Origin of the sequence: Streptomyces sp. 13-12-16, from assembly GCF_002114215.1 — a bacterium.
Taxonomy (GTDB): Bacteria; Actinomycetota; Actinomycetes; order Streptomycetales; family Streptomycetaceae; genus Streptomyces.
In genome coordinates, this window is record NZ_NCTE01000226.1 from 1 (window position 1) to 4,327 (window position 4,327).

Below are 4,327 nucleotides of genomic sequence, written 5' to 3' on the forward strand. Positions count from 1 at the left end.
CCGGCGGGCGCCACGGCCGCCGGACGGCCGCGCACGCCCCGTCTGGACCAGCCGCGCCCTCCCAGGCGCCGCATCCTGCCCGAGTGGGACCCGGAGGCCTTCGGGCGGCTCTCGGAGAGCGTCGCGCGGTTCCTGGGCACCGGGCGGTTCATCGTCTGGATGACGTTCGTCATCATCCTGTGGGTGGTGTGGAACGTGTCCGCGCCGAAGGAGCTGCGCTTCGACGAGTACCCGTTCATCTTCCTGACGCTGATGCTGTCCCTGCAGGCCTCCTACGCGGCTCCGCTGATCCTGCTCGCGCAGAACAGGCAGGACGACCGGGACCGGGTCAACCTGGAGCAGGACCGCAAGCAGAACGAGCGGTCGATCGCGGACACCGAGTACCTGACCCGGGAGATCGCCGCCCTGCGGATCGGACTCGGGGAGGTGGCCACGCGGGACTGGATCCGCTCGGAGCTCCAGGACATGGTCAAGGAACTGGAGGGGCGGCAGAACGGACACAAGGACCATCAGGGGCCTTTCCCGGCGATGCGGGCGGAACACCCGCCCGGACGTGACGCAGACGACCACTGACGTACTTACCGGCGGGTGTACCCGGCGCCGTACCATCGTCCGTATGGCTACGGAAGACGCGGTGCGCGAGGCACTGGCGACGGTGAACGACCCCGAGATCAACCGGCCCATCACCGAACTCGGCATGGTCAAATCGGTGGAGATCGGTGCGGACGGTGCGGTCGCGGTCACCGTGTACCTGACGGTCTCCGGCTGCCCCATGCGGGACACGATCACGCAGCGCGTGACGGACGCGGTCTCCCGGGTCGAGGGCGTCACCCGGGTCGACGTGACGCTGGACGTCATGAGCGACGAGCAGCGCAAGGAGCTGGCGTCCGCGCTGCGCGGCGGTCAGACCGAGCGTGAGGTGCCCTTCGCCAAGCCGGGCAGCCTGACCCGGGTCTACGCGGTCGCGTCCGGCAAGGGCGGCGTCGGCAAGTCCTCGGTGACGGTGAACCTGGCGGCGGCGATGGCGGCCGACGGGCTGAAGGTCGGTGTCGTGGACGCCGACATCTACGGCCACTCGGTGCCGCGCATGCTGGGCGCGGACGGGCGTCCCACCCAGGTCGAGAACATGATCATGCCGCCGTCGGCGAACGGCGTGAAGGTCATCTCCATCGGCATGTTCACCCCGGGCAACGCGCCCGTCGTGTGGCGCGGCCCGATGCTGCACCGCGCGCTCCAGCAGTTCCTGGCGGACGTCTACTGGGGCGACCTGGACGTGCTGCTCCTCGACCTGCCGCCCGGCACCGGTGACATCGCGATCTCCGTGGCCCAGCTCGTGCCGAACGCCGAGATCCTCGTCGTCACCACGCCCCAGCAGGCGGCGGCCGAGGTGGCCGAGCGGGCGGGCTCCATCGCCGTGCAGACGCACCAGAAGATCGTCGGCGTGGTCGAGAACATGTCCGGGCTGCCCTGCCCGCACTGCGGCGAGATGGTCGACGTGTTCGGCACGGGCGGCGGCCAGACGGTCGCCGACGGCCTGACCCGGACGACCGGTGCGAACGTGCCGGTGCTCGGAGCCATCCCGATCGACGTCCGGCTGCGCGAGGGCGGCGACGAGGGCAGGCCCGTGGTGCTGTCCGACCCGGACTCCCCGGCGGGCTCGGCGCTCCGCTCGATCGCCGGCAAGCTGGGCGGGCGGCAGCGGGGTCTGTCGGGCATGTCGCTGGGGATCACCCCGCGCAACAAGTTCTGAGGGTCCTCACGCGCGAGGGCGCCGTCCACTACCGGACGGCGCCCTTCCGCATACCCGTCCGTTCAGGCGTCGTACGCGGTGATGTCCTTGACCACGGCGAAGCCGAGGCCGTACGCGCTCATGCCCCTGCCGTACGCGCCCACGTGCACCCCCGCCTGCGTGGAGCCCGCGAGCACCCAGCCGAACTCGGACTCCCGGTAGTGGAACGGCGTCGGCACCCCGTCCACGGGCAGGGACAGCGTCGACCAGTCCTCGCCCTCCAGGTCGTCCGCGAGGACCCAGGCGGTCTCCGTCTGCTGGTCCAGCCAGTCGTCGCGCAGGGAGTGGTCCATCTGGCCGGGCCAGGTGAAGGACAGCAGCCCCACCCCGGCGAGCCAGGCGGCGGAGGAGACCGAGGTGGCCTCCAGCAGACCGGTGCCGTCGGCGCTGCGGCGCACCGGGTTGGCGGCCACGGTCACCACGACCGCGAACTTCTCCTTGGTCTCCTGGTCGGTCCCGGCCGTGTACTCGCTGCGCACCGAGGGCTCGTCGCCGTGCCCGACCGATCCGTGCTCGACGGCCCCGTCGGCCGCCAGTCCGACCTGCATCAGCCAGCGCCGCCCCGTGAAGGCCTCGTCGAGGCCGTACCAGGGGAAGGGCGCACGCAGGTAGCCGTCGACGGTACGCCGGGCGGAGGGAACGGGTTCTCCGTCCTCCGCTGCCGGCGCCTGCGCGACTGCCGAACTCGTCGTCTCCATGTGGCCGGACGCCTCCTCGCTCTCGTCGGACCGGGCGGCCCGCCCCCCTTCGGGCGTACTCGTCCGTTCCACACAACAACTCGGCAGCATAGCCACCTTGACGTCATGGGCTGGGAAACCGCCCGGCGCGTGGGCCGCGCGGACGCCCTGATCAGGCCGTACGCGGCCCGGGTGGAGTATGAGACACGTCACGTACGCGGGGGCGTCCGTCCCGGCGCCGGACGGCTCAGGTGGCGTCCATGTCGAAGGGCGGGCGGTCGTCGGCCGCCGGCTTCTCGGGCTTCTTGGTCATGTCCACACGGCCACCGGAGGAGGCGGACGGGGCGGAGGACGAGGAGTCGGCGTCGCGGCCGTGGACGGCGTCCGCGACCTCGGCCATCTCCTTCTTCAGGTCGAAGCCGTTACGGATCTCCTTGAGCCCCAGGTCGTCGTTGTCCAGCTGCTTGCGGATGAACGTCTTGGGGTTGAGGTCCTCGAACTCGAAGTCCTTGAACTCCGGGCCGAGTTCCTGCCGGATGTCCTGCTTGGCGCTCTCCGAGAAGTCCCGGATCTTCCGGATCGTGCGCGTCACGTCCTGGATGACCTTGGGGAGCTTGTCCGGACCGAAGACGAGCACGGCGAGGACGATGAGCGTCACCAGCTCGAGCGGTCCTATGTCATTGAACACCTGAAGCTCCTCGCGATGCCTTCGGTCCTCGGTCCCCGGGGCGGCCTGCGGTCTTCCGTGGTCCGGGCCGGGTCCACGGTACCCGGCCACCCCGTGCGTCCGGTACCGTCCCGGGGCTCATCCGCCTCAGTCGCCCTCCGAGGAACCGAGCGTCAGGGTGACCGTCCGCTCCTCGCCGTCCCGCTCCAGGGTGAGTTCGAGGCGGTCGCCGGGGCGGTGGGCACGGGTCTTGACGATGAGTTCCTCGCCGGAGTGGACGCGCCGGCCGTCGACCTCGGTGATGACGTCTCCGGCCTTGATCCCGGCCTTGGCGCCGGGGCCGCCGGTGCTGACCGGGGGTCCGCCGTCGCCGCCCTTCTCCGCGACGCGGGCGCCGTCGCCGTCGTACCGCATGTCGAGGGTGATGCCGATCACCGGGTGGGTGGCCTTCCCGGTGTTGATCAGTTCCTCGGCGACGCGCTTGCCCTGGTTGATGGGGATGGCGAAGCCGAGTCCTATGGAGCCGGCCTGACCGGCGTCCGGGTCGGTGCCGCCGCCGGCGGAGCGGATGGCCGAGTTGATGCCGATCACCCGGGCCTCGGCGTCGAGCAGCGGGCCGCCGGAGTTGCCGGGGTTGATCGGCGCGTCGGTCTGCAGGGCGTCGACGTACGACACGTCGCTGCCGTCGCCCTCCTCGCCGCCGGCGGTGATGGGCCGCTCCCTGGCGCTGATGATGCCGGAGGTGACGGTGCCGGCCAGGTCGAAGGGGGCGCCGATGGCGACGACGGGGTCGCCGACCCGCACGTTGTCGGAGTTGCCCAGCGGCAGGGGGGTGAGTCCGCTGACGCCCTTCACCTTCACGACGGCGAGGTCGTAGCCGCTGTCCCGGCCCACGACGGTGGCCTCGGCGGTGTCACCGCTGTGGAAGGTGACGGTGATCTCGCCGTCGTCCCCGGCGGGTCCGACGACGTGGTCGTTGGTGAGGATGTGGCCGCGCCCGTCGAGCACGAAGCCGGTGCCGGTGCCGGCCTCGCCTGCACCGCTGACGTGCAGGGTGACGACGCTGGGCAGTGCCCGTGCGGCGATTCCGGCGACGCTGCCGGGGTCGCGTTCCGACGCCTCCTTGCCGGCCTGCGGCAGCTCCACGGTGCCCACGCCGCCGTTGCGCTCCAGATACGTGCCGGCGATCCCGCC

Annotated in this window: 5 protein-coding genes; 2 read left to right on the forward strand and 3 right to left on the reverse strand. The window is 71.3% G+C overall.

Annotated features, from left to right (window positions below; translation table 11 throughout):
• Together B7767_RS10265 and B7767_RS10270 are read left to right on the forward strand one after the other, a co-directional pair.
• The coding region (locus B7767_RS10265; RefSeq protein ID WP_107485959.1) for a DUF1003 domain-containing protein at positions 1-573 on the forward strand (573 nt) is incomplete at its 5' end.
• 43 nt (positions 574-616) lie between these two features.
• The gene (locus B7767_RS10270) at positions 617-1,750 is read left to right on the forward strand and encodes an Mrp/NBP35 family ATP-binding protein (protein ID WP_085571920.1); all 1,134 of its coding nucleotides are present in this window, start codon (positions 617-619) and stop codon (positions 1,748-1,750) included.
• A 62-nt stretch (positions 1,751-1,812) separates the two neighbouring features.
• Here the strand turns inward: B7767_RS10270 and B7767_RS10275 are convergent, their stop codons facing one another.
• From B7767_RS10275 to B7767_RS10285, 3 genes are all read right to left on the reverse strand, one after another.
• Positions 1,813-2,487, reverse strand: a complete 675-nt coding sequence (locus B7767_RS10275; RefSeq protein ID WP_085571921.1) for a hypothetical protein — start codon at positions 2,485-2,487, stop codon at positions 1,813-1,815.
• A gap of 226 nt (positions 2,488-2,713) precedes the next feature.
• Positions 2,714-3,154 (reverse strand): sec-independent translocase, encoded by a 441-nt coding sequence (locus tag B7767_RS10280; RefSeq protein ID WP_085571922.1) that lies wholly within the window; start codon positions 3,152-3,154, stop codon positions 2,714-2,716.
• Between the two features lie 126 nt (positions 3,155-3,280).
• Positions 3,281-4,327, reverse strand: a 1,047-nt coding sequence (locus B7767_RS10285; protein WP_085571923.1) for a S1C family serine protease, incomplete at its 5' end; no start/stop codon positions are given.